19 protein-coding genes and 1 pseudogene are annotated in these 24,894 nt (G+C 67.2%); 12 read left to right on the top strand and 8 right to left on the bottom strand.

Going from position 1 to position 24,894, the window contains the following annotated elements; translation table 11 throughout:
- Together cydX and hemN are read left to right on the top strand one after the other, a co-directional pair.
- Positions 1-153 carry a cytochrome bd-I oxidase subunit CydX gene (cydX, locus tag IEY14_RS11490; RefSeq protein ID WP_182422368.1) on the top strand — a complete coding sequence of 51 codons (153 nt, stop codon included), beginning with the start codon at positions 1-3 and terminating at the stop codon, positions 151-153.
- The gene (gene hemN, locus IEY14_RS11495; RefSeq protein WP_188908538.1) at positions 150-1,475 is read left to right on the top strand and encodes an oxygen-independent coproporphyrinogen III oxidase; all 1,326 of its coding nucleotides are present in this window, start codon (positions 150-152) and stop codon (positions 1,473-1,475) included. The genes cydX and hemN overlap by 4 nt, the downstream gene beginning before the upstream one ends.
- Positions 1,476-1,779: 304 nt before the next feature.
- Here hemN and IEY14_RS11500 read toward each other — a convergent pair whose 3' ends face one another.
- On the bottom strand, positions 1,780-2,172 hold the full coding sequence (locus tag IEY14_RS11500) for a winged helix-turn-helix transcriptional regulator (RefSeq protein ID WP_188908540.1): 393 nt from the start codon (positions 2,170-2,172) through the stop codon (positions 1,780-1,782).
- A 97-nt stretch (positions 2,173-2,269) separates the two neighbouring features.
- On the opposite strand from IEY14_RS11500, the gene IEY14_RS11505 reads away from it, so the two are divergent.
- A complete protein-coding gene (locus tag IEY14_RS11505; RefSeq protein WP_188908542.1) occupies positions 2,270-3,331 on the top strand; it encodes an SDR family oxidoreductase in 1,062 nt (353 codons plus the stop codon).
- Positions 3,332-3,375: 44 nt separating this feature from the next.
- On the top strand, positions 3,376-4,296 hold the full coding sequence (locus IEY14_RS11510; RefSeq protein ID WP_188908545.1) for an alpha/beta hydrolase: 921 nt from the start codon (positions 3,376-3,378) through the stop codon (positions 4,294-4,296).
- 80 nt (positions 4,297-4,376) lie between these two features.
- Here IEY14_RS11510 and IEY14_RS11515 read toward each other — a convergent pair whose 3' ends face one another.
- Positions 4,377-5,243 (bottom strand): transglutaminase-like domain-containing protein, encoded by an 867-nt coding sequence (locus IEY14_RS11515; protein ID WP_188908546.1) that lies wholly within the window; start codon positions 5,241-5,243, stop codon positions 4,377-4,379.
- A 442-nt stretch (positions 5,244-5,685) separates the two neighbouring features.
- Between IEY14_RS11515 and IEY14_RS11520 the strand changes: the two genes are divergently transcribed.
- From IEY14_RS11520 to IEY14_RS11540, 5 genes are all read left to right on the top strand, one after another.
- Positions 5,686-6,903 (top strand): glycosyltransferase, encoded by a 1,218-nt coding sequence (locus tag IEY14_RS11520; RefSeq protein WP_188908548.1) that lies wholly within the window; start codon positions 5,686-5,688, stop codon positions 6,901-6,903.
- Between the two features lie 178 nt (positions 6,904-7,081).
- Positions 7,082-9,334 (top strand): UDP-galactopyranose mutase, encoded by a 2,253-nt coding sequence (gene glf, locus IEY14_RS11525; RefSeq protein WP_188909231.1) that lies wholly within the window; start codon positions 7,082-7,084, stop codon positions 9,332-9,334.
- Positions 9,335-9,369: 35 nt separating this feature from the next.
- Entirely contained in the window at positions 9,370-12,594 is a 3,225-nt protein-coding gene (locus IEY14_RS11530; protein WP_188908550.1) for a glycosyltransferase, read from the top strand.
- Entirely contained in the window at positions 12,594-14,849 is a 2,256-nt protein-coding gene (locus tag IEY14_RS11535) for a glycosyltransferase (protein WP_188908552.1), read from the top strand. The genes IEY14_RS11530 and IEY14_RS11535 overlap by 1 nt, the downstream gene beginning before the upstream one ends.
- A gap of 15 nt (positions 14,850-14,864) precedes the next feature.
- Positions 14,865-15,740: a glycoside hydrolase family 26 protein gene (locus IEY14_RS11540; protein WP_188908554.1), complete on the top strand. Its 876-nt coding sequence runs from the start codon at positions 14,865-14,867 to the stop codon at positions 15,738-15,740.
- Positions 15,741-15,861: 121 nt separating this feature from the next.
- On the opposite strand, the gene IEY14_RS11545 is transcribed toward IEY14_RS11540, so the two are convergent.
- Together IEY14_RS11545 and IEY14_RS11550 are read right to left on the bottom strand one after the other, a co-directional pair.
- On the bottom strand, positions 15,862-16,425 hold the full coding sequence (locus IEY14_RS11545) for a cytochrome b (protein WP_188908556.1): 564 nt from the start codon (positions 16,423-16,425) through the stop codon (positions 15,862-15,864).
- On the bottom strand, positions 16,422-17,474 hold the full coding sequence (locus IEY14_RS11550; RefSeq protein WP_188908558.1) for a catalase family peroxidase: 1,053 nt from the start codon (positions 17,472-17,474) through the stop codon (positions 16,422-16,424). The genes IEY14_RS11545 and IEY14_RS11550 overlap by 4 nt, the downstream gene beginning before the upstream one ends.
- 347 nt (positions 17,475-17,821) lie before the next feature.
- On the opposite strand from IEY14_RS11550, the gene IEY14_RS11555 reads away from it, so the two are divergent.
- Together IEY14_RS11555 and IEY14_RS11560 are read left to right on the top strand one after the other, a co-directional pair.
- On the top strand, positions 17,822-18,628 hold the full coding sequence (locus tag IEY14_RS11555; protein ID WP_188908560.1) for a bestrophin-like domain: 807 nt from the start codon (positions 17,822-17,824) through the stop codon (positions 18,626-18,628).
- A gap of 139 nt (positions 18,629-18,767) precedes the next feature.
- Complete coding sequence (locus tag IEY14_RS11560; protein ID WP_188908562.1) at positions 18,768-19,202, top strand: pyridoxamine 5'-phosphate oxidase family protein; 435 nt, start codon at positions 18,768-18,770, stop codon at positions 19,200-19,202.
- A gap of 157 nt (positions 19,203-19,359) precedes the next feature.
- Here the strand turns inward: IEY14_RS11560 and IEY14_RS11565 are convergent, their stop codons facing one another.
- Positions 19,360-20,100: an SDR family NAD(P)-dependent oxidoreductase gene (locus tag IEY14_RS11565; protein WP_188908564.1), complete on the bottom strand. Its 741-nt coding sequence runs from the start codon at positions 20,098-20,100 to the stop codon at positions 19,360-19,362.
- Positions 20,101-20,181: 81 nt separating this feature from the next.
- Here IEY14_RS11565 and IEY14_RS11570 point away from each other — a divergent pair, with 81 nt between their 5' ends.
- The gene (locus IEY14_RS11570; RefSeq protein WP_188908566.1) at positions 20,182-20,850 is read left to right on the top strand and encodes a TetR/AcrR family transcriptional regulator; all 669 of its coding nucleotides are present in this window, start codon (positions 20,182-20,184) and stop codon (positions 20,848-20,850) included.
- Positions 20,851-21,016: 166 nt separating this feature from the next.
- Here the strand turns inward: IEY14_RS11570 and repC are convergent, their stop codons facing one another.
- From repC to repA, 3 genes and pseudogenes are all read right to left on the bottom strand, one after another.
- Positions 21,017-22,267, bottom strand: coding sequence for a plasmid replication protein RepC (repC, locus tag IEY14_RS11575; RefSeq protein WP_188908568.1), 1,251 nt, complete (start codon positions 22,265-22,267; stop codon positions 21,017-21,019).
- A gap of 199 nt (positions 22,268-22,466) precedes the next feature.
- Positions 22,467-23,483, bottom strand: coding sequence for a plasmid partitioning protein RepB (repB, locus tag IEY14_RS11580; protein ID WP_188908570.1), 1,017 nt, complete (start codon positions 23,481-23,483; stop codon positions 22,467-22,469).
- Positions 23,484-23,485: 2 nt separating this feature from the next.
- Positions 23,486-24,611: pseudogene (gene repA, locus IEY14_RS11585) on the bottom strand (plasmid partitioning protein RepA).
- Positions 24,612-24,894: the final 283 nt, after the last annotated feature.

Consider the following 24,894-nt stretch of genomic DNA (forward strand, 5'->3'; position numbering starts at 1 on the left):
ATGTGGTATTTCAGCTGGATCCTCGGCGTCGGCCTCGCTTGCGCCTTCGCCATCCTCAACGCGATGTGGTTCGAGATGCGCGAGGACCGGCGTCTGTCGGCACTGGCCGGCGACCCTGCCGGACGGCCCGGTGCGGGAGATCCCGCCCGATGACCCTCGCCCGGCACCTCGCGGCGGCCCGCGTGCCCCGCTACACCTCCTATCCGACGGCGGCGGACTTCACCTCCGCCGTCGGGCCCGAGCAAGCGGCGCGCTGGCTCGGGGACGTGGCAAGCGACGAGCCGGTCTCGGCCTATATCCACATCCCCTATTGTCGGGACATCTGCCACTATTGCGGCTGTCACGCCAAGGCGGCGCGCCGGGAGAGCGTCATCGACGCTTTCCGATCTACGCTTCTGGCCGAGATCGCGCTGGCCGCCCGCCATCTGCGGGATCGCGTAGCAATCGGCCGGATCAACTGGGGCGGGGGCACGCCATCGATCCTGGGCCTCGATGGGCTCGCGTCCGTCCTGTCCGAACTCCGCGACAACTTCGACCTCGGCGCGCTTGCCGAGCACGCGATCGAGCTCGACCCACGCCTCGTCGACCCGGGCTTTGCCCTCGGCCTGGCGGCTCTCGGCGTGACGCGAGCGAGCCTCGGCGTCCAGGATCTCGACCCCGTCGTGCAGGAGGCGATCGGCCGCTTCCAGCCGCAGCGCCAAGTCCAGCGCGCGGTGGATGTCCTGCGGGCGGCGGGGATCGGACGCCTCAACTTCGACCTCGTCTATGGGCTGCCGCACCAGACCGAGGCGAGCCTCCAGCGCACGCTCGAGAGCGTTCTGGCAATGGCGCCGGACAGGATCGCCTTCTACGGCTACGCCCATCTGCCGTCACGTCGGGCCAACCAACGGCTGATCGACGAGAGCGCCCTGCCGGGCCCGGAAGCACGCCTGGCCCAAGCCTCCACGATCGCTCGCAGTCTCGAAAAGGCTGGCTTCGAGCGGATCGGCATCGATCACTTCGCCAGGCCCGACGATCCGCTGGCCGTGGCGGTTCGGCAGGGGCGGCTCCGTCGCAACTTCCAGGGTTACACGGACGATCCCAACGACGTTCTCATCGGTTTCGGCCCATCCGCGATCTCGAAACTGCCCGGCGGCTTTGCGCAGAATGCGAGCGACATCGGACATTGGCGCGCGGAGGTCACGGCTGGCAGGCTCGCGACGCGGCGAGGCCATGGCTTCAGCGGCGATGATCGGAACCGGGCGCGCGTTATTGAGCGCCTCATGTGCACCTTCTCGACGGAGTTGGAGGAAACGCATCATCGCTTTGCCGACGAACTAGCCCTACTCAGGCCCTTCGCTAGGGAGGGTCTGATCGAACTGGAGGGCGGACACCTGAAACTGACGGAGAACGGCCGCCCGTTCGTGCGTCTCGTCGCCGCTGTGTTCGATCGCTTCCGTACGGAAGCGGAACAAGCCTTCAGCGAAGCGGTCTGAGCGAGCACGTGCGACGATCACCGACTGGGGATACGAACGGTGCTGCATAGCCTCCCCTGCCTGAATCGAGGTCTTGTCCGCTTCACGCCTGCGATCACCCGGAAGCGGACAGTCCCCTTCCCTACCCGGCTGTCCAAGTCAGGTCCCGAACGGGCCGATAGCTGTGCGTCCGCCATCGGGAAAAAGCACCGAAAAGCGGACGTTCCGCTGTCGACCCTTCCCAGGCATACAAACGGGCAGGGTTCAAATCCCGAAAGCCGACGCCGTTTCGCGTCGATATCCGCCAGCGCAAAGGGATGGCCACTCAGTCGATCCGTCGATCTCGGCGAGAGGATCGCCTGGCCCGGAGGCTGTCCAGCGCGTCCGAGTTCACCCGCCCCCATTCGTAGAGCTTCTCGACAGGCTCGACGAACCGCTGCCCGAGGACGGTCAAGCGGTACTCGACGGCGGGTGGAATCGTCCCCTGGACATGCCGCGTGACGAGTCCGCTCTCCTCCATCTCGCGCAACGTCTGCGTCAGCATCTTCTTGGAGATGCCAGGCAGGCTGCGCAGGAGAACGCCGGTGCGTGCCGCGCCCCCATGTCGGACGTGCAGCGTGTGTAGAACCATGCTCGTCCACTTCGTGGCGAAGAGTTCGAGCACGCGGCGCGGCGCGCAGTCCTCCCGCCAGTCATCGTCGGGCGTTCCCGGTCGCATCGATGGATACCTCTTGGTGCCTATGTCCCCAAATGGTGCCGTCTGGACGCCTCCCGCAAGGCCTCCTAGCTCGTGATGCAACGAGAAGGACAACGGCATGACACGGACGGCATTGGTGGTGGGCTCCAGCGGCATCGTCGGCAGCGCGACGGCGGCTTTTCTTCTGGAGAACGGCTGGACGGTGCACGGCCTTGCGCGGCGCCCCGTCGAGCATCCGGGCGTCATTCCCGTCGCGGCCGACCTCCAGGACACGGCCGCCACGGCGGCGGCGCTTCGCGACCTGAATCCGGACGCGGCCTTCATCACGACATGGCTGCGCCAGGATACGGAGGCCGAGAACATCCGCGTCAACGCCGCCATGGTCCGCAACCTTCTCGATGGGCTGCGGCCGACGGGAACGGTGCGCCACGTCGCTCTGGTGACGGGCCTCAAGCACTATCTCGGCCCGTTCGAGGCCTATGGCAAAGGCACCCTGCCCCAGACGCCGTTCCGCGAGTCCCAAGGCCGCCTCGACGTCGCGAACTTCTACTACGCGCAGGAAGACGAGGTCTTCGCCGCCGCCCGCCGCGACGGCTTCGCCTGGAGCGTCCATCGCCCGCATACGGTGATCGGCAAGGCGGTCGGCAACGCCATGAACATGGGCACAACGCTCGCCGTCTATGCGACGCTCTGCCGTGAAACGGGCCGTCCCTTCCGCTTTCCGGGCTCCGCCGCGCAGTGGAACGGCCTCACCGACATGACCGACGCGCGCCAGCTCGCCCGGCAGCTCCTCTGGGCGGCGACGACGCCGGCGGCGGCGAACGAGGACTTCAACATCGTCAATGGTGACGTCTTCCGCTGGAACTGGATGTGGGGGCGGATCGCCGACTGGTTCGGGCTGGAGTCCGCGCCCTTCGACGGCACTGTGCTCCCGTTGGAAGAGCAGATGAAGGACGACGCGCCGCTCTGGCGCCGGATCGCCGAGCGCGAGGGCCTTGCCGAGCCGGACCTGTCCCGCCTCGCCTCGCCCTGGCACACGGATGCCGATCTTGGCCGGCCCATTGAAGTGGTCACCGACATGAGCAAGAGCCGGCGTCTCGGTTTCACCGCCTATCAGGCGACGGACGAGGCCTTCTTCGACCTCTTCGCGCGTCTCCGCGCCGACCGCCTGATCCCGTGAAGGACGCCGGAGCCTCGTGTCGATCCGAAGTTCGAGGCGCAGCCATGATCAGCCGGCGGCACGTCCTGACCCTGTTCGCGGCGATGCTCGTGCCAGGAACGAGGAGCCGGGCCGCGCCGAGCGAGCTCCTGGCTCTCTGGCCGGGCGTGGCGCCGGGCGGCGGCGGTCCTTCCGGCGAGCCCCTGCAAGCATCCGGTGGCGCCCTGCGCAACATCGCCGTTCCGGCGATCGAGATCGTCCGGCCGGCAAGGCCGAATGGCAGCGCCATACTTGTCGCCGCTGGCGGCGGCTATCGGCGGATCGAGATCGGGAAGGAGGCCCGCCGGGCCGCCCTTTGGCTCGCGGCGCGCGGCATCACGGCCTGCATCCTGCGCTATCGTCTGCCGGCGGAGGGCTGGGTCAACGGTCCGCTCGCGCCGCTTCAGGATGCGCAGCGTGCCCTCCGGCTGCTTCGCGGCGGGCGCGTGCCGGATATCGATCCGGAGCGGATCGGCGCGCTTGGCTTTTCGGCGGGCGGCCATCTTCTCGGCATGGCCGCAAGCTGCGCGGCCGAGTCAAGCTACGAGCCGGTCGACGCGGCCGACCGGCATTCGGCCCGTCCAAGCGCGCTCGCCCTCCTCTATCCGATCGTGACGCTTCTGCCGCCCTATGACGACACGTCGACGCGCCGCATCCTTGTCGGGCGGCATCCGACGCGGTCGCAAAGCGCACGCTGGTCGGTGGAAACGCATGTCCACGCCGATTGTCCGCCGTTGCTCCTGGTCGAGGCCCTGGACGATCCGATCGCCGCTCCCGCCAACGGCGCCCTTCTCGCGCGAGCCTGCCGCGATGCCGGCGTCGCGATCGAGTGGCATCGGCTCGCCAGCGGCGGTCATGGCTTCGGCATGGGCCGGCCGGGCGAGCCTAGCGCGGCTTGGCCGGGATGGTACGAGGCCTGGCTGAGGCGGCAGTCCTTCCTGCCGTAAGACCGAAAGATGCGGCCTTGCTTCGCGTCCGACGGAATGTCGGACGAAGCCGAGGCAGCGGGGTCGGTCGGCACACGCCGTCATCTTGCCCCGGCATTCGGCGCCGGCTCCTCCGTCGAGATCGCGTCGGTGGTGCGTCCCGGCGCTTCCGGCGAACCGTCGACATGTTCGATGGTGATCTGCACCTTGCCGGGTTCCATCTCGCCGAACGGCCAGGAAAAGGCGATCTCGGCCGCGTCGCGCCCGACGCCGATCCGCACCAGCCCGTCGAGATTGGCTTGCCGCGTGCCGTCGAACAGCCACCAGCGCCCGTCGAGATAGGCTTCGAACACGGCATGGAAGTCGCTCGGCTCGAGCCCATAGGCATAGCAGCTGACGAAGCGCGCCGGGATGTTGAGCGCCCGGCAGAAGGCGATGCCGATATGGGCAAAGTCGCGGCATACGCCGGCCCGCAGCAGCAGGCTCTCGTCGGCGGTGGTCTGCTCGTTCGAAGCCCCGCGCCGATAGTCGATATGGTCGTAGAGCCAGTTGCAGATGGCCGTCACGCGCGAATGGCCCTGTTCGAGATGGCCGAACTCGCGCTGCGCGAAGGCGGCAAGGCGGTCGGAGGACACGAAGCGCGAGGGTAGGAGAAAGGGCATGATGTCGAGCGGCAATTCGGCGACCGGCGTTTCGCGGATCGTCGCCGGGTCGGCGCGGTAGACATCCAGCGTCACCTCCGCCTCGTAGCGCAGTTCGAGGGGTCCCGCCCCGGCTTCCAGGCTGAAATAGCGGTTGCGGACATCCGGCACCGTATAGGTGCGCAACGGCCGGTCCGGCTGGATCGTCAACCGCTCGACGAGATCGATGTGCCGCCGCAGCTTGGCGACCTCCAGATTGAAGATGAAGACCGTCGGGCCTTTGATCTCATAGGTCAGCTCGCAGCCGAGCTTGTAACGGACGGTCATGGGCGGCTCTTTCCTCGCGCTGGCGGTCGGGCCGAGCCCGCTCACGCCGCGCCGAACCAGCCATTGAGCTTTTGGTTCCCGAGCGAGACCTTTTGATCGTAAAGCCCGTCCACGCGGGCAGAGTGCGAAGTGACCGCCTCGTGGACGAACCGCCCGACCTCACAATTGTCGGCAGGCCACATTCTGACCGACCGATCATGTCCACAGCCATGCGTGACGTCTCTCCACTGAAGCCGACCCGCTTGCGCGAGTTGTGGAACGTCGGCTCCGAGATCTCTGATTTCTGGCAGACTTCAGCGCCGGCCATTCCCTTGGGCAGATCCTCATCGCACGAGTTCGACGGTAGAAGGCTCGACTCCCGCACGCCCTTCCCAAATTGACGTCTGCTGAACGGCCGTCAGCCTTCGGCGCGACGGTTTCGGGCGATTGGGGAGGCTTTCGAATGAATCTTGGCACGCCGGCGGCGTTGACGGAGCAGCCTTCCATCGTCGTCCTCGGAGACCTCGTGGAGGGCTGGCCGGCGCACCAACACAGTGCCGAGACGCTGGACGAGCGCGCGAACGAATGGCCCGAGCGGCTCCTGCGCGAACCCTTCGCGCCTCATGGTTCCGAAGCTCTCGATGTGGAACCCGTGCGCGTGACCGGCGGGTATCTCGAACGCCTTCCCCTGGCCTGCGTCCATGCCGGGATCGTTGAGACCTGCGAGATCTGGCACCACAGCCGCGCCGCCGAGCCGCCGCCGCTGCAGCGTGACAGCGCTCATCTCGCGCGCCGCGTGTTCAGGCTCGACGTGGAGGACGCACCCTTCGCCTCGCGGCACATGCTGCGCTTCATCGAGACCGTCGGTGCGCCTCATATCCTCGTGGTTCTGGGGCTTGGCGTGGACGAGCGTATCCTGGCCGCCTGCGAGCGTAGCTTCAAGGTCTACAATTCGATCGACGCGCCCTCGCTTCGCGTGCCTCCCACGGTGAGCCGCCATTTCGACCTTGTTCTGACCGGCGCGCAGTGGCAGTCCGACGAGGTCGAGGCGCGCCATCCCGGCATGGCCACCGCGATCATGCCGATCGGGCCGGAATTCGCCGACGACGAGACGTTCCGTCCGCTGGGCGGCGAGAAACCCTACGATGTCGTCTATGTCGCGGCGGCGCAGCCCTACAAGCGGCACGACATCCTGTTCGACGCGCTGACCCATGCGCCGCGTCGCCTGCGGGCGCTTTGCGTCTTCGGCTACGGCGAGATGGCCGAGACCCTGCGAGCGCAAGCCGCCGAGCGCGGCCTCGACATCGACTTCGTCGGTCCGCCGGGCGTGCCCTTCGCCGAGGTCAATCGCCTGATGAACCTCGCCAAGATCGGGATCGTCTGCGGGCAGGACGACGGCGCTCCGGCGATCCTCACCGAGTACATGCTCGCCGGACTGCCGGTCCTTGCCAACGAGCGCCTCGCCTGCGGTCTCCAGTTCATCACGCCCGAGACGGGGCGGACGGCGCCCGCCGAGCGGTTCGGACAGGCGATCGTCGCGATGCTGGACACGCTGCCGAGTTTCCGGCCCCGCGAAATCGCCCGCGCGCGCTGGACCTGGCCGCACACGGTGGGCCGTTTCCGTTCCCTGCTACAGGAACAGCCCCGCTTCAAATCGCCCTATCGCGGAACGATGGCGTAATCGGCTAGTTCAGCTGCCACGACGCGAAGGGGTGGCCATGACGCCGGAGTTACCTGCGGTTTCCGGATCTCCGGGAGCAAAGTTCGGCGATGGCTTCAAGCAACCTCAAGACGACGCTCCCATCATCTGCTTTTCGCATCTGCGCTGGGACTTTGTGACCCAGCGACCGCAACATCTTATGCGACGCTTCGCACGTGATCGGAAGGTGTTCTTCCTCGAGGAGTTCATCCCTTGCGATCATCATTTGCCGTTTCTCGAATTCCATCCTTTCCCAGAGGATGGGGTCATCGCGCTTCGGCCTCGCCTGCCGCATTGGTGGAGCGTGCCTGAGCGCGAGGCCGGCCTGGCGCAGCTGTTGGGCATGCTGATCGATACCGCGACCACAGCGGCCCCTGTGCTCTGGTTCTATACGCCGATGATGTTCGCCTTCGCCGGCGGCGTGGAGGCCGCGGCGGTCGTCTACGACTGCATGGACGAATTGACCGCGTTCCGTTTCGCGGATCCTCGGCTCGTCGAGCTCGAGGAGCGGCTGATCGCGCGGGCGGACGCCGTATTCACCGGCGGCTGGAGCCTCTACGAGGCCAAGCGCCACCGGCATGCCAATATCCATCCCTTCCCCTCGGCGGTCGATGCGACCCATTTCGGGCAGGCTCGGGAGGGGCGGCTTCGTCCCCCCGCCGATCAGGCGAGGCTCCCCGGTCCGGTGCTCGGCTTCTACGGAGTGATCGACGAACGCCTGGACCTCGACCTTCTGGCCGAGGTGGCGTCGCTTCGTCCCAACTGGACCATCGCCATGCTCGGCCCGGTCGCCAAGCTCGACGCCGCCGACCTGCCGCGCGCGCCCAACATCCACTGGCTCGGCGGGAAGGCGTATGACGAGCTCCCCGCCTATCTTTCGGGCTGGGATGTCGCGCTCATGCCGTTCGCCCTGAACGAGGCGACGCGCTTCATCAGCCCGACCAAGACGCCGGAATACCTGGCGGGCGGACGCCCCGTGGTGTCGACCCCGATCGCCGACGTGGTGCGCCACTACGGCGAGCTTCACGGGGTGCGCATCGCCGCCGACGCGGCCGGCTTCGTGGCGGCCTGCGAGGCGGCGCTCTCCCTTAGGCGCGACGGGCCCTGGCTCGCCGAAGCCGACGCGGTGCTCGCCGGCATCTCCTGGGACGCCACGCATCGGCAGATGGCCGCAATCGTCGGCGAAGCCATCCTGGCGGCAAGGCATGCGGCGACGCGGGCGGCCAACGACGAGGCACCGGCCGCTCCTTCTATCGGGGGAGCGTCGAGGTCGGAACGCTTCGATGCGCTCGTCGTCGGCGCCGGGTTCGCCGGCGCGGTGCTGGCCGAACGGCTTGCCAGCCAAGCCGGGCAACGCGTCCTCGTCATCGACCGGCGCGACCACGTCGCCGGCAATGCCTACGACCACTTCGACGCCGCGGGCGTCCTCGTCCATCGCTACGGCCCGCACATCTTTCACACCAACAGCCAGAGGGTCGTCGACTATCTTTCGCGTTTCACCGACTGGCGCCCCTACGAGCACAGGGTGCTGGCCAGCGTCGAAGACAAGCTCCTGCCGATGCCGATCAACCGCACCACGGTGAACGGCCTCTACGGGCTCGATCTTCGCAGCGACGCCGAGGCCGCCGCCTTCCTGGCCGCGCGCGCCGAGCCGGTCGCCGAAATCCGCAGCGCGGAGGATGTCGTCGTCTCGGCGGTCGGGCGCCATCTCTACGAGACGTTCTTTCGCGGCTACACCCGCAAGCAGTGGGGTCTCGACCCTTCCGAGCTCGACCGATCCGTCACGGCGCGCGTGCCGACGCGCGTGGACACCGACGACCGCTATTTCCTGGATCGCTTCCAGGCGATGCCCGCCGAGGGCTACACCGCCATGTTCGAGCGGATGCTCGATCACCCGGGCATCACCGTCAGGACCGGCACGGACTACCGTATGGTGCGGGAGCGGATCGAGGTCGGCCATACCGTCTTCACCGGGCCGGTGGACGAGTTCTTCGACCATCGCTTCGGCAAGCTGCCCTATCGCAGCCTGGCCTTTCGGCACGAGACGCACGACCGACCGCAGTTTCAGCCCGTCGGCGTGGTGAACTACCCCGATGCCGCCATCCCCCACACCCGGATCACCGAGTACAAGCACCTGACGGGACAACGGCACGCGAAGACCAGCATCTCCTACGAGGTGCCGTCCGAGGAGGGCGAGCCGTACTATCCCGTACCCCGTGAGGAAAGCCGCGCGATCTATCGGCGCTACGAAGCCCTGGCCAACGCGATGCCGAACGTCACCTTCGTCGGTCGCCTTGCCACCTATCGCTACTACAACATGGATCAGGTCGTGGCGCAGGCGCTGGCGACCTTCGAGCGCATGGGCTCCGCTGGCGGCCGGGCGAGCGCGGCGGCGGCCGGGCCGGCGATTTGACGGACCCCGGCGGAACCGGACGCCGCCTTCGCCTGATGCTTGCCACCGACAGTCTGGTGCCGTCGGGCGTCGGCGAGCACATGCTGGCGCTGGCGCGCGAACTTTCGGGGAATTGGGACGTCGTCCTTGCCAGCGATCCGCGCGCTTGGCTGGGCAGGCGAGCCCTGCGCGCCGGCCTCGCCGCGATCGACTTCGACGCGAGCGATACCGCCTCCTTGGCTGAGGCGCTGGAGCGGTTGCGCCCGGACATCCTGCACGTCCATGCCGGAATCGGATGGGAGGGACATGACCTCGCCGCGGTCGGGCGGCGCGCCGGCATCGCGGCCATCCTTCGCACCGAACATCTGCCGTTCGTCCTCACGGATCCGACTGAGATCGCCGTCCATCGACGCGCCGTTCATGACCTCGACGCCGTCGTGTGCGTTTCGCGGACGGCCGCCGAGAGCTTCGTCGCCGCAGGGGTCGATCCGAATTTGATCCACGCGATCGCGAACGGCGTCCACCCGCGCCCGCCGGGGCGCAGCCGCGCCGATTCCCGACGAAATCTCGGCATCGCGCCGGAAGCGACCGTCGTCCTCGTCGTCGCCCGGCTGACCGAGCAGAAGGGGCATGCCGTCCTCCTGGATGCCCTTGCCGCCGATCGTCCGTCGGTTCCGGGCTTCGTCTGCCTGATCGCCGGCGACGGCCCCCTGCGCATGCCGCTGGAGCGGCAGGCTCGGACTGCGGGACTCGGGCAGACGGTGCGTTTTCTGGGCGAGCGCGACGACGTGGCGGATCTCATGGCGGCAGCCGACTGCCTCGTCCTCCCTTCCCTCTTCGAAGGATTGCCGCTTGTAGTTCTGGAAGCCATGGCGGCCGGGCTTCCCGTGGTCGCAACGCTTATCGGCGGCACGAGCGAGGCGGTGGACGACGGTGTCACCGGCTGGCTCGCCGAGCCGGGCGATGCGGCCGCCCTCGCCGCGACGCTGCGCTCGGCGCTCGCCGATCCCGTGGCGCTGGCCCGAGCCGGCGCGGCCGGGCGCGAGCGCTTCGAGGCGAAGTTCCGGGCCTCCGCCATGGCCGAGGCCACCGCCGACCTCTACCGCCGGCTCGCCGGTTCCACCCACGCCGAAACGCAGGACGCGCACATGAAGACAATCCGGATCGGCTTCGTCGGGGTCGGCGGCATCGCCCAGCGCCATCTCGGAATTCTCGAACATTTCGACGACGTCGCGATCGTCGGCTTCGCCGACCCCGACCGCGCCAGGGCGGAGGCCGCCGCCGTCCGCTTCGGCGCGCGCGCTTTCGACGATGCGAGCGCCATGATGGACGCCTGCGACCTCGACGCCGTCTACATCTGCGTGCCGCCCTTCGCCCATGGCGCGCCGGAACAGGCCGCGATCGAACGCGGTCTGCCCTTCTTCGTGGAAAAGCCGGTCTCGCTCGATCTGGCGACCGCCGAGGCGATCGCGGCGGCCGTCGCCGAAAAGGGCCTCGTCACCGCCGTCGGCTACCATTGGCGCTATCTCGATACGGTGGACGAGGCGCGCGCGCTTCTGGCCGGAAACCCGCCGCAGCTCCTGTCGGGCTATTGGCTGGACTCGACGCCGCCGCCGCAATGGTGGTGGCGCGAAGACCGGTCGGGCGGGCAGATGGTCGAGCAGGCGACGCATCTTCTCGACCTCGCCCGCTTCCTCGTCGGCGACGTGGTGCAAGTCTACGGCCGCGCCGCCCACAAGGATCGGCCCGAATTCCCCGACCTCGACGTGCCCACGACCACGACCGCCAGCCTGACGTTCGCCAGCGGCGTCGTCGCGAACCTCGCCTCGACATGCCTTCTCGGCTGGAACCACCGCGTCGGGCTCCACATCTTCGCCGACAAGCTGGCGATCGAACTGACCGACCATGACATCATGGTCGATGTCGGTCGCGGGCGTCCCGTGCGGGGCGCGGACGGCGATCCCGTCTGGCGGGAGGATCGCGACTTCATCGACGCCGTGGCCGGCTTGGAGAACCGCATCCGCTGCCCCTATGCGGACGCACTGGCGACCCATCGCTTGGCGCTCGCCGTGGTCGAGTCCGCGCGCACCGGCGAGGTCGTGAGCCTGCCGCCGGACGCGGCGCCACGCGTCGACCCGGCGCCGCTCCGGTTTCTCCCGCGCCCGGAGCCCGGCCAATTGCCGCCCGGCCACCGTCATGTCCGGTCTCTCGGCATCGAGCGGCCCGGCGAAGCCTATCACTTCCAGTACGAGGAAGGGCCTCCGGGCGAAGGGCAGGTGCGGCTCGACACGCTCTATTCCGGCTTTTCCGCCGGCACCGAGCTGACCTTCTTCAAGAACACTAATCCCTACCTCCATTCGCGCTGGGATGGCGGGCGCGGCGTCTTCGTGCCGGGCGAGCCCGGCCAGCACTTCCCCCTGCCCTTCCTCGGCTACATGGAAGTGGCGCGCGTCGCCGAATCCCGCGCGGCCGGGTTCCGTCCGGGCGAAATCGTCGCCTCCACCTATGCGCACAAGAGCGGTCACACGGCCGACCCGTTCCACGACCTTCTCGTCAGCCTGCCGGCGACGATCGATCCGATGCTCGGCATCTATGTCGCGCAGATGGGACCGATCGCCGCCAACGGCCTACTCCATGCCGACGCCGAGCTCGCCGGCCCCCGTGTCGAACGGCTGGGACAGAGCGTCGCCGGGCGACCGGTCCTCGTGATCGGCGGCGGTGTCGTCGGTCTCCTGACCGCCCTCTTCGCGGCGAAGGCCGGCGCGTCCGAGATCGTCGTCGCCGATCCCTCGTCCTTCCGTCGCGGGCGTATCGAGGCGCTGGGCTTCACCGCGATGGACGAAGACCAGGCCTGGAACCATGCCAAGGCGACCTGGCACCATGGCGGCGGCGATCGGGGCGCGGACTTCGTGTTCCAGACGCGGGCCGACGCCCGAAGCCTCCATGCGGCGCTTCGCGCGCTGCGCCCGCAGGGCACGGTGATCGACCTCGCCTTCTACCAGGGCGGCGCGGATGCCGTGCGCCTCGGTGAGGAGTTCCACCATAACGGCCTCGCGATCCGCTGCGCGCAGATCGGCCGCGTGCCGCGGGGTTTGGGCTTCGAGTGGAACCGCCGCCGGCTGGCGGCCGAGACGATCGAGCTTCTCGCCGCGCGCGGGCCCGACATCATCGACCACATGATCACGCATGTCGTCGATTTCGAGGAAGCCCCCGCCTTCCTCCGCCATCTCGTGGAAGAGCGGCCGGACTTCCTCCAGGTCGTGTTCAAGGTCCGCGACTGATGCGGGACGGTGCCGATAGCGGCGGGGAGCCGGTCCGCATTCTCTTCGTCTTCGCCTGGCTCGTGGTGGGCGGCGAGGAAACCGAGGTGCGGCTGCTCGCCCGGCACCTCGATCCGCGCCGTTACCGCATCGATGTCGTCGCCTGCTTTCGCAAGGAGGGAATGCCGGAGCAGACGCACCAGCAGCTCGAAGCCATGGGCGTCCATGTCGATCGCACGCCCTATACGCTCTCCTTCGAGGACACGGTCAGCTATCTCGCGGGCAAGCTCGCGGCCTACGATCTCGTCGTCTCCTGCCAGAACGTCGCCGACATCTATCCCGCGCTGGAGCGGCTGCGGCTGCGGCCGCCTTTGATCGAACATGGCGGGCTCGTGTCGGAAGCGCTCGGCGGTCCCAAGCACTTCACCAGCCGCTATGTCGGCGTCTGCCGCTCGATCCGCGACGCGGCAGCCTCGCGCATGCCGGGGCGCGAGCACCATGCGGTGGAAATCCCTTCCACGGTGGATCTCGGCGCTTTCGACCCCGCCGCGCGGGCGCCGATGCGTCTGGCGCTGGGCGTCTCGCCGGACACGCCGGTCATCGGCTGGGTCGGTCGGCTGGATCCGAAGAAGCGCGTCGAGGATTTCCTCGACGCCGCCGCCATCGTTCTGAGGACACGCCCCGATGCGCGCTTCCTGGTGATCGGCGGCCCCGACGCCTTTCTGCCGGACTATGCGACGGCGTTGCACAAGCGCGCGGTCTCGCTCGGTCTCGCCAATGCCGTCCGCTTCCTCGGCGACCGCGCCGATATTCCCGAACTCCTCTCGGCGCTCGACATCTTCGTCTGGCTGTCGCGCGGGGAAGGAATGCCGCATGTGGTCGCGGAAGCCGGCGCCGCGCGCCTGGCCGTGATCGCCACCGCCGACAACGGCACGACCGAGCAGATCGAGGATGGAGTCAGCGGCCTCTTCGTGCCGCACGAAAGCCCGTCTTCCGTCGCGCGGGCGATGCTCACGCTGATCGACGATCCCGCACGGCGCGCGAGCCTCGGCGCCGCGCTGCGGGCCAAGGTCGAGCGGGACTATGCGGTTCCGGTGGTCATCGCGCAATGGCAGGCGCTGATCGACGAGGTGCTGGCCGAGAGCGCGCCGCCGGTGCATGTTCCGGGTCTTTTCCGCTCCTTCTTTCAAGGGGGCTTCGAGTCGTCATCCCACCGGCGCGCGCATGATCGCCAGCGCATCGACATGATCGCGGCGAGCTACCACGACCGCTTCGCGCGGGAGGATTACGCGGAACTCGCCCATCATGGCATCCGCACCGTGCGCGACGGCTTGCGCTGGCACCTTATCGAGCCCGAGCCCGGCCGCTACGACTGGTCGAGCCTGAAGGCGCAGCTCGAAGCCGCCGAAGCGACGGGAACACAGGTCGTCTGGGACATCCTCCATTACGGCTGGCCCGACGATCTCGACATCTGGCGCCCCGAATTCGTCGAGCGCTTCACGCGCTTCGCGGTCGAAGCCGCCCGGGTCATCGCTGCGAAAACCAACGGCGCGCCCTTCTACGCGCCGGTCAACGAAATCTCCTTCTTCGCCTGGGGCGGCGGGGATGCCGGCTATCTCAACCCCTTCGCCCATGGCCGGGGGCACGAATTGAAGGTGCAGCTCTCGCGCGCCGCGATTTCGGCGATGGAGGCGATCTGGCGGGTCGATCCGCGTGCCCGCTTCGTGCATGCCGATCCGGTCATCAACGTCATCACCGATCCCTCCCGCCCGCACGACGCCGCCCATGCCGAAGGGCACCGGCAGGCGCAGTTCCAGGCCTGGGACATGATCGCGGGCCGCGCCTGGCCCCAGATCGGGGGGCGCGAGGCGCTGCTCGACATCGTCGGGGTCAATTACTACTTCAACAACCAGTGGATCCACGGCGGCCCGCCGATCGACATCGGCCACCCGCTCTACAAGCCCTTCCGCACGCTCCTCACCGAAACCTATGCACGCTACGGCCGCCCGATCTTCATCGCCGAAACCGGCATCGAAAGCGACAGGCGGGCGGAGTGGCTGGCTTATGTCGGCGCCGAGACGCGCGCCGCCATGCGCCAGGGCGTGCCCGTCGAGGGCCTCTGTCTCTATCCCGTTCTCGACCATCCCGGCTGGGACGACGGGCGCTACTGCCCCAACGGTCTCCTGCGCTTCTCCGAGGAGCCGCGCGAGCGGGTCGCCGATCCGCGCCTTGCGGCGGAGCTGAAGCGCCAGCGGGCGCTGATGCAGGGTGCCTGACTAGGGGCGCTCGGGATGTTCCGCTCCTTTCTGCAGGCCGGCTTCGAGTGCGGACGTCTGGAATGGCAGGGAAACTTCTGCCTTCTGACCGGCACCGGCCATCTGCCGGATGCGAAGATGCGGGCGCATTACGACATCGCGCTGGCGCACGGCATCCGAACCGTGCGCGACGGCCTGCCCCCATGGCTGCCGATCGAGCCTCGCCTTCGGGTCGCGCGGGAAAAGGAGATGGAGGTCATCTGGGACCTCAACCATTATTGGCGCCATTCCGATCCGGAAGGCTATGCGAACCGAGTGGCCGAGGCCGTCCTCGCGGTGGCGCCGGACGAAGACTTCTGGTGCTGCTTCAACGAAACGAGCTTCCACCCGCGCATGGTGCCGGGCGAAAGCACCGCCTTCGTGGTCGATCAGGCGCGTGCCATCTTCGCGATTCTGAAGCGCCGGCTTCACCGGCTGCGGCTCATCACCTCGGAGCCGGCGCACCGCCCGCACGAGATCGGCGCTCATGCCTTGGCGGACTTGGCCGACGTCGTCGGTATCAACGTCTACCCCCACAACCTGAAGCGCAGCATCGCGCGTTCGCTGCGCGACGCGGCGAAGCGCTACGGGAAGCCCGTGATGATCGCGGAGACCGGCCTGCACAAAGGCCATCACCGTCGATGGAAGGACATCGACGACAAGGGGGACTGGCTTCGACACGTGACGAGCGAAGTGGAGCGCTCGCGCGTCCGCGTCGTCGGCCTTTGCCTCTATCCGATCGTGAACTCGCCCGCCTGGAACGCGCCATATCGCCATCGCTGGGACCATGGCCTCATCCGCGAAGACCTGACCGTCGATCCGAGCTTGTCCGCGGCCATTCGGCAAGCGACGCCGATCGCGGCGACGCGATAGGCGCTTGCCCGAGGCGCTGGCCACGATATCGACGGGCGCACCGGCTGGAGCCTGAACCCGATCCCGGGCGGCTCCGTCGGCGAATGCGCGGCAGCCGCTTCGATCGATGCTTCCGGTCGGTTCAGTCGGCCGTTGCCGCGCGCCGGGGTGGCGAACCGCCGGCCATGGCCTGGAACACGCCGTCGCGCCGGACCAGCGCGTGGAACAGCGCCGCCGCGATATGGGCGAGGATCAGCGCGAAGAATGCGAAGGCGAGCGCGCGGTGGGCGTTCCAGAGCAGGCTATGCAGCGCGGGACTCGGCGGCAGGATGGCGGGCAGGTGGTAGCCGCCGAACAGCTCGATCGGAAAGCTGGCGGCCGACAGCATGCCCCAGCCGAGAAGTGGCATGGCGATCATGCAGGCATAGAGGAGGACGTGGCTCAGCTTCGCGGCGAGCTTCATCGGCTCCGGCAGATCGCGCGGCAGCTCCGGCGCGCCGGCCTTGAACCGCAAACCCAGGCGAAGCACCGCGAGAACGAGGATCGCGATGCCGAGCGGCTTATGGAGGGAGACCAAGGTCAAGTACCTCTCCGTCACCGTCGAGACCATACCGACGCCGATGAACAGCATGGCGAGGATCGCGGCGGCCATCAGCCAGTGCAGGAGGCGTTGCATCGGCGTGAAACGCGTGCGGGCGATGCTCATTTCGCAGCCTCCGTGGGATGGCGCGGATAGTCGGCGGCTTCGGCGGTGCGTCGGTTGTAGGAGACCGAATAGGCGGCCGAGCGTGCGGCCGGAAACGGATCGTCCGAGGTCCGCATCCCTGCCGGCAACACGGTCGGGTCGAAATTGAGGTCGCGGCACGGCCCGTCCGGCTCGGCGATGATGCGGTCGACGACGAGCGTGCCTGCCGCGACGGCGCGGCGACCGTCCGGCCACGCCTTGCTCGGATCGGCGGTCACATCGCCCGGCTCGGCCACGGTGACCTCCAATGTCCAGCGCTGCGGCTCGCTGGCGACGCGGGTCGTGATCTCCTGTGCGAGAAAGTCAGGCCCCTTGGCTTTCAGGTCTTCGGCCGAGACGGGCGCCGGCTGGGCCGCCGGCACGAGCGACCAGCGCACGGCATGATCGGCGCCCGATGCGTCCGTGAAGACGAAGCTGTTGATGCCGTTGTAGCGCTCCTCGGCATAGCTCGCCGTGAAGGGGGCGTCCTTCGCCCAGGCGCCGAAGGCGGCGATTTCGGGATGGGCGGCGGCGAAGGTCTTCATCGCGTCGGGATCATCCTTCTTCGCCGACGCCATCTGCAGATCGTAAAAGGCCTGCGGCGTCGCCACGGGAAAGAACGGCACATCGATCATGGCGCTGCGCCATTCCTGCCCGTCTGGCGTCCTGATGGCCAAACCGATGCCGCGCACCCGAACCGTGGCATCCACGACCGTCGGGTCGGGCGTGCCGAGATTGAACCGGCCGATGGCGGGATAGCGGCCCGACGCGAAGACCTGCGCCTTCGAGAGCGCCGTGCCGGCGCCGTTCGCCTCGAACGTCCCGGTGAAGCAGACGCCCTTCGCATGATTGCGCCGATGGCCGGGCGCGGGGCCGCCCGGCGGCGCGAGAGCATCCACCAGCTTGGCGGGCGTCAGTCGCCCCGGCGAAAGCCAGCCCGCGGTATAGGCGAAGGCCGCCGCCCCGCTGCCGACCACCGCCGCGATGAGAACCAATGATCCGAGGGTGGAGCGTGTCACGGGCAGCGGCATGGAGCGATCCTCAATCGGCCGAAATGCGATCGTCGGGAAGCATCCTAGCTAGGGCTCCGCCGCTCGACGGCCACGGGACGCCGCTGCGTCAGATTCCGAAGCGGTCGATGAGATGATCTTCCGAGGAATGCTTTGCGCTCGCCCGACACGGCAAGAAAGTCTTCCCCCCATGACCCCTTGCGTTTCTTATGCTTGAAGCAGACAAGTAATGCGAGCGGCTTGGACGGCGTCAGGCGCTCGAGGGCGCCGGCTTCGGCGCCGTCTTCTTTTCCAGCCCTCGCGCCTCTCGCATCCTTGCCAGGTGGAGAGCGACGAGATCGTTGACCGATGGCCACGGGAGAGCGCGGATGTCGGACTTCGTGATTTCGCTGGCGATCGGCATCGTCTTCACGACGGTATCGATCGCATTGGTGCTCGGGGTCTATTTCGCGTCCCGAGCGGCCTTCGGGTCGCCGCAGGAGGGTGACCGCACGCACGAAGCGGCCATCAACGTGGCGACGGGAATCGCGGCCTTGCACGGGTTGATCCTTGCCCTCGTCTATGCCCAGGAGCTCGACGACTACAAAGGCATTCGCAGCGACCTCAGCAAGGAAGCCATCGCGATCTCGGACGTCTTCAACGACATGCGGCGCTATGGGGGTTCGGATGTCGCCGCCGTGCAGCAGGGACTGGCGGACTACATCGCCACGGTGGTCGATGGCGAATGGGCCTCGCTCGGTCGCGGCGAAGGATTGTCGACGCGAGGCTGGCTGCAGTGGAACGGCGTCTACGAACGGATTCTCGATCTCGAACCGATTACCGAGCGGCAGCGCTTTCTGGCGGAGCGGATGCGCGAGCGGATCGCGGTCGTGGCCGAGTTGCGCCAGACCCGCGAAGCGACCGCGACCGGTCGCTTCAGCAGCCTGTTCTGGGGTCCGGCCATTATCGGGCTCGTGCTTCTCTCGGTACCGCTCTACGTCTACCGGCCGAACCGAACGTACCTCATGCTGTTCGCCCTGTTCGGCGCCTATTCCGGCGTGATCCTGTTCTTCATCTACGGCTTCGCCAATCCCTTCTCGAACCCCGGCAAGCTTGAGCCGAAGCCGTTCCTGCATCTCCTCGAAGGCGATATCGGCAAGAGCCTTGCACCCCCGAACCCTGTCGGCAGCGACTGACGCTCGATATGGCGAAGGGCCGCCTCGGATCGGGGCGGCGGGAACTGAAGGTCCGTGATCGCACTTCGGCGAGAGCTGGCTCGGACGTTCGACAAGGGTCGGCCTCTTGAAGCCCCATATCCGAAGGGAGACCCTATTGATGGCCGATCTGACGCTGCACGATCTGTCCAAGCGCATGCAGGGCATCGATTTCGCGATGTTCTCGACCAAGACCGAGGGCGGCGAGATCGCCAGTCGGCCGATGAGCAACAACGGCGATGTCGAATATGACGGCGACTCCTGGTTCTTCACCTACGAATCCTATCGTACCGTTTCCGATATCGAGCGCGATCCGAAGGTCTCCCTGTCGATGACCGGGTCGAAAGGCCTTCTCGGCAGACCGCCCTTGTTTCTGTCGATCGAAGGCCATGCCGAACTGATCCGGGACAAGGGCCAGTTCGAAGCGCATTGGACGAAGGAGCTCGACTACTGGTTCGAGAATGGCGTCGACACGCCCGGCATCGTCTTGATCAAGGTGCATGCCAAGCGCATCCACTACTGGGATGGCCGGGACGAAGGCGAGATCGTGGTCTGAGATCCGGCAAGCGCCGAACCTCTCTCGCCTTTCGCGTTCGGCACAATTCGGGCCGGACCATCGCGGCGACGCCGTCAGGTCGACGGGAGCCGCGAGGCTCGCAGTCGCCGGATCGGGCCGCCGCGACATGCGAGCGAAGTCCTTCGACTGATCCGTGTCAGGTCAGCTGTCCGCCGTCGACATTGAGGATCGCGCCGCTGATGTGCCGGGCGGCGGGGCTCGCGAGAAAGGCGACGGCGGCGGCGACATCCTCCGGCGTGCCGTAGCGCCCGAGAGGGATGAGGCTGCGCTGGAAGTCGGAGAAGGGCCCGTCGGCGGGGTTCATCTCCGTGTCGGTCGAACCCGGCTGAACGAGATTGACCGTGACATCCCGGGGACCGAGCTCCCGGGCGAGCCCCCGCGTGAAGGACTGGAGAGCCGATTTCGTCATGAAATAGATGGTTCCGGTGTCGCCGACGATGCGGTCGGCGCCGCCCGAGCCGATCGTGACGATGCGGCCACCCTTCGGCAGGTATCGCATGGCGGCCTGCGATGCGAGGATGGGACCGCGCACGTTGATCGCGAACAATTCGTCGATCGTCTCCGCGCTGACCTCGGCGATCGTCGCATAGGTCGCGATGGCGGCATTGTTGACGAGAATTTCCAGCCCACCCAGCGCCTCGACCGCCGTCTCGATCGATTGCCGGATCGCCGCCGGATCACCCGCATCGGCCTCGATCGCCACCGCCTTGCGCCCCTTCGCTTCGATCGCTCGGACGATGCCGGCGGCACGCTCGGCGGACCGCCCATAGGTGATCGCGACATCGGCGCCCCCGTCGGCGAGGGCAAGGGCGATCGCCGCGCCGATGCCGCGCGAACCGCCGGTCACGAGGGCCCTTCGGCCTTGCAGTTGCGTCATGGGTTCGTCTTTCTGTAGTGATCGATATACAATCAACTAGGCAACTTGCCGGAGCGCGTCAACGAAATTAAATAGCGGTCGATGCAGAAATCGGACGACTCTGGACATCACGCCGATCCCGAACCGCGCCGACGGGGGCGGCCTCGCGCCTTCGATCGCGATGCCGCGCTTGCCAAGGCAGTGCGGCTGTTCTGGACGCGCGGTTTCGAAGCGACCTCGATCACGGACCTGACCGCGGAACTCGGCATCGGCGCGCCGAGCCTCTATGCCGCCTTCGGTTCGAAGGAGGCGCTCTATGCCGAGGCGCTGCAACGGTATGCGAGAGACAACGAGGCCTATGTCTGGGCCGAGTTCGGCGCGGCGGCGACGGCGCGCGAGGCGGTGCGCTCGCTTCTGTCGAACTCGGCCGCCGCGCTGACCGGCTGCGTCGCCGACCTGCCGCGCGGCTGCATGGTGACGCTGTCGCAGGTCGGGAGCGAGGGGCACGAGGCGCTCGGCGAACTCGTGCGCGCGGCACGCGCCGTGACGCTGGAGCGCTTGCTCGCACGCCTGGAGACGGCGAGTGCTGCCGGCGAGATCCCGGCCGCCGCGGATCGTCGCGCCCTCGCCCGCTACGTCCAGACCATTCAGGTTGGCATGTCCATTCTCGCCCGTGACGGCGCCACCGGTGACGAGCTGCAAGCTGTCGCCGATGTCGCCATTGAGGGATGGGACGCCAGACTGGCATCCTGCGAGAGCACGCCGGACTGATGGCGGGGGCGCCCCCTGCCCTTCCGACTGCCTCAGAAGCGCTTGCGGAAGATCCGAATCCGGCCGCCAGAATGAGTCCGGGCCGTCGATGCCGTCTTCGCGGAATCGAGGCTTGGAACGCCTTCGCCTCGTCATCGCCGCACCAAAGCCCCTCGGGTTCGGATCATCATGGCCCGAAGCCGGACGATCGTCGGTCATTCGTCGCGCCTTCCCGCCGACCGATCAGCGCCATCAGCACCGGTCCCAGAGAGAATTCGCCTGTCTTCGCTTTGCGTGTGAGCGCGCGTAGATAGCCGCCCGGTGAGGAGATCGCCTCCGACCGCTGCAGGATGGCCGCGAGAACGACCGCTGCCTCGCTGTCTCCCATCGTGGCGCGGGCATCGTCCCAGGCGTCCGGACTGACTCCCAGCATGGGTCGGATCAGGGCGGCCGTCGCCAGCAGGTCGCGCCAGCTGGCGATTCCGTCTCTGGCATAGTCGGCAATGTCGGGGCAGGCCTGCATCACCAGTCCCAAGGGGTAGTTCTTCAGCGGCACGCTCGGCCTTGCCGGTTCGGGCACGCCCGGTCCCCCCGCGCTTTCTCGAAAGCCAGGTTCAAGATCAGGACAGGTTTCGGTATTTGAATTCTGTATGTGACGCTCATCCCGGGACTCATTGCCGCTCAGATTCTGGCTTTTCGCATGCGCTTCCAACAGCTTGGCGATGCGATCGGCGAGATCGGTCAATTGCCCGGCGATCGGCTCCATCTGGGAAAGACGCGCGGAGCGTGGCAGTCGGGCGAGCACTGCCCGATAAAGGCTCTCGACATCCGACCAAGAGCGAAGGTCATGGCCGAGCCCATGGACCGGGATGTTCTCGCTCGATCCAACCATGATCATCTTTGCGATGTCCCGTCGGCAGAGCGTGATGCGTTCGCGGACGAGCTTGTGAGCCCGCGCCTCGTCGGCGACCTCGGCCGCGAGGCCCTCGAGTTCCTCGGCGCGCACGACCAGCGGCGCGAGGTCGAAGCCGAATGCAAGGGCGATCTCACCCCCCCTCCCCTTCCGCACGTAGCGTTTGCCGTTCGGGCTGTCGCGCCGGATGATGATGCCGGCATCGACGAGCGCGGCGAGACTCCGCCGCAAGGTGGCCGGGGCCATCCCATGCGCGCGCAGCGCCAGCTGCTGGTTGGATGGCCAGACGACGAGTCCCTCGCCGCCGAGATCGGATTCGGGATGGAAGGTCAGAAGTGCGTCGAGAACAGCGAGCGGCCGCTCCGACAGGCCAAGGCGCGTCTTTGCTGCGCACACGAAGCGGAACACCGTCCACTTGTTCACGGTCTTATCGAGTGGGCGCGCCTTCGCGGCCGCGTGACTCGCCATCTGGGCAAGCGACGACGTTCGCCGCCCGAAGGGCGTCGTTGACTGGTACGGCTGCATATCCTTGCCTTTCGTCAGGCAAAGGAAATCCGCTCGCCGGAACGGCGCAAAAATCGCGTCGAGACTCTTGACGGCGATTCGCGGAAGTGGGATTCTCCAAGTCGCCAAACCATAGAGAAGGGCTTCCGAGACGTCGGATCTCTCTCCTGTTGCGTTTCGGTTCAGTCCCGGCCGGCCGCGTCGCGACCGGCCAAGCTCGTCAGGCCGCGGAATCCCCGGCCTTGAATTCATCGTAGAGCTGCTGCAATCGGCTCTTCACGAAGTCGCCGAATTGCGGCGCCGTCCGATCGTCGAAGGTCAGCGTCAGCCGCCGTCCGGACCGTGCGATACGAGCGGCCTGCGTTCCGTCGGCCGCGTTCCACGCCTCGGCCTTTTCCCGCGTCTGGCCGCTGCGCAGTCGGCGCAGCACCTCCTCGAACCGCCTGTCGGAGTCGAGATCGGCGAAGCCGGCTTCCGCGACGATTTCGCTGGCTCGGCGCCGGTTCTCGGCTTGATCGACAAGGTCGATGAGTTCCTGCCACCGGACGCGACCGAATTTCGGGGCCGGTCCGATCGCCTCGATGACATCCGGCGGCAATCGTCGCGCGGCGGCGATTAGCCGCGACAGAGCGGCCTTGTCGACATTCAGCGCCGCCATGATGGTTTCGCGGGTGAAGTCGTGGTCCTCCAGTCGGGCGGCGAAGCGTGCCCGTTCGATGAAGGTCAGATCGGTTCGGCCGCTATTCTCCTGGCCCTGCGCGATGACGAGCTCGTCATCCGTCAGGGGGCGCACGACGGCGCGGACCTTGATGCCGAGCTCGCGCGCCGCCCGGAGGCGGCGATGGCCGAAGGCCACCTCGAACCGCCCCTCGGTCGATTTCGGCCGGACGAGAATGGGCACGTTCTGTCCGTGCTGACGGATCAGTTCGCGGAACGCGGCATTCTGCTCCGGCGACGCCTCCATGCGATCCGACACGAAGGAATTGTCGATCAGCGCCGGATCGATCTCGATGATGACCTGCCCTTCGATCAGCTTCTGCTCGATCTCGTCGGCCCGCTTCGCCCGGTCGGACAGGCCGCCGAGCGATTTGGAGATCGTACCGAGCGCGCCGGACGGCCGCGCCAGGCGTTCGAGCCCCTTCAGCGGCCGGGAGGCGGACGCGGATTTCACGGGAACGTCCGCCGCGGATGGCGTCGTCGCGGCGGCATCGGGTTCGAAATTGATCTTACGCGCCATGATCAGCCTCTCCCCCAGACCTGCTTGATCAGCGTCTCGATCTCCGCATTGACCAGATCGAGGGATTCGATCGCCCGATCGTAGGTTCCCCGAGTGAACTGGCTCCGCTCGACTTCGTAGAGCGTCTGCTTGGTCAAGCCGGCATCCGAGATCGCCGTGCTCTTTAACATGGGATTGGTCAGGACACGGGATTCGAAGATCGACCGCATCAGACCGACCATGGTCGTCTGCGGTCCGTCGCTCGGCTCGTAGCGTGTCACGAGATAGCGCATCCAATCGTAGTTGGTGGCGCCGCCGGCATTCGCGACGACATCGAGAAGACTGCCGGTCATGTTCAGGAACTGACTGAGCACCGCCGTGGCGGCACAGAGCGCCGACAGGGTCAGGAAGCCGAGTTGAGGCGGACAGTCGATGACGACGACATCGTAGATATCCCGGACTTCGGCGAGCGCGTCGCCGATCCGGGTGAAGAAGAGCGGATCGCCGTCCTGCCGAGACATCAGCGCCTTCGGAGTCTCGTGCTCGAACTCCATCAGCTCCAGTTGGCCGGGGATCAGATGCAGGTTCGGGATATACGTGCCCCGAACCACGTCCGCCATGTCCCGACGTTCCTCGTCGTAGCGGATGACGCCATAGATCGTCTCGTTGACTGGCCTGCGGATCGAGGTCGATGGCCAGCACCCGATAGCCGCGGAATGCGAGATATTCGGCAAGATGGGCGGTCGTGGTCGTCTTGCCGCTGCCGCCCTTGAAGTTCATCACCGCGATGATCTGCAAGGCTTCGCCTTCCCGACGATGCGGCAGGTAGCGGCGACCGCCCTTGCCCGTCAGGTCCAGATCGGCGCGCAGCGCTTCGATGTCGTCGATCGAATAGGTCCGGCGATTGTTGGCCTGCACCGGCGGGCCCTTCCCTTCGGCGGCAAGCTGGCGAAGATAACCTTCGGCGATGCCGATGAAGCGAGCGGCTTCCGAAGCGGAAAACCGGCGAAGCGATTTCTCGGCGGAGGGCGGAAAATCGCGCCTTTGCTGGGCTTGCAGCCGCATCGACAATTCCGCCGCGTCCGCGGTAATCAGCGAACGAAGATCCGTGATCGAAGGGCTATCCTTGCGGGCCGTCTGCGTGATCATTCGCCATCTCTGATTCAGCGCGCAGAGCGGCTGGATCGCCCAATATGCGCTGATTGCATTAAGGCGCGATTCTTTCGGCGAATGCAAGTCGCTGTTAACAAGTCTTCAAGGTTGGGGATAGGCCGGGAACCAAGGAGAAAGATCGGCCGTTGGAAGCTTCGGGCGTTGTACGCGTACAACGCGGCGAGCGGTGGATAGGCATTCGGTGCTCGGCAACGGCGGATCGACGTGACCCCAATCGATCACGCCTGCTCCGATCTGCGTTGTACGCGTACAACTCGAT

It is taken from the genome of Aureimonas endophytica (genome assembly GCF_014642635.1).
GTDB lineage: Bacteria > Pseudomonadota > Alphaproteobacteria > Rhizobiales > Rhizobiaceae > Plantimonas > Plantimonas endophytica.